Source organism: Xenorhabdus bovienii (genome assembly GCF_024721015.1).
GTDB classification, from domain to species: domain Bacteria; phylum Pseudomonadota; class Gammaproteobacteria; order Enterobacterales; family Enterobacteriaceae; genus Xenorhabdus; species Xenorhabdus bovienii.
On sequence record NZ_JANAIF010000293.1, the window covers coordinates 1 to 626 of the forward strand.

1 protein-coding gene is annotated in these 626 nt (G+C 46.6%); it reads left to right on the forward strand.

Features of this window, described 5'->3' with window-relative positions; genetic code table 11:
• Positions 1-47 precede the first annotated feature (47 nt).
• Positions 48-626: tail fiber assembly protein (locus NXS07_RS20650; RefSeq protein WP_258087590.1), on the forward strand; the 579-nt coding region annotated here is incomplete at its 3' end.

The window sequence follows — 626 nt, forward strand, 5'->3', positions numbered from 1 at the left end:
TTCCGCATGAAAAACGTGGCAAAAATTTTAGTGACGAGGATGAAATAATGAACTACACCAACGAATTACAATTGGCAGAATTTGATGCACAGGGATTATCCACTGTCGCAGGCTGGACGACCATTTATCGTGCCGACCCGAAGACCCGGGAATACATTGGCGTCGATATGGATGAAGTGCCCTACCGAATGTCAGTGGTCAATGATGCGTATCGGGATGCGCCGGCGTTACCGAAATCGCCTGATACAGCAATTTGCCGCAGTCTTGACGGTACCCAATGGGAATATTTACCCGACTATCGCGGTAAAACAGCCTATCACACAAAAACCTGCCAGCCAGTTCAGATAACAGAGATAGGGGATATTCCCACAGAACTAACGCGACTGACGCCAAAAACACCCTTTGATAAATGGAATGGTACCCAGTGGGTGACGGATACCGTAGCGCAGCATCAGCATGAGATACAACAGGCTGAGGATCAGCGTCAAACATTACAGCATGAGACCGAGCTAAAAATTGCCCGACTGGAACGTAAAAAACGTTTGGAAATGGCCACCGATAGAGAAATAGCATTATTGCGCGAATGGGAAATTTACAGCGTAAAATTGACAGAGATTGATACATCG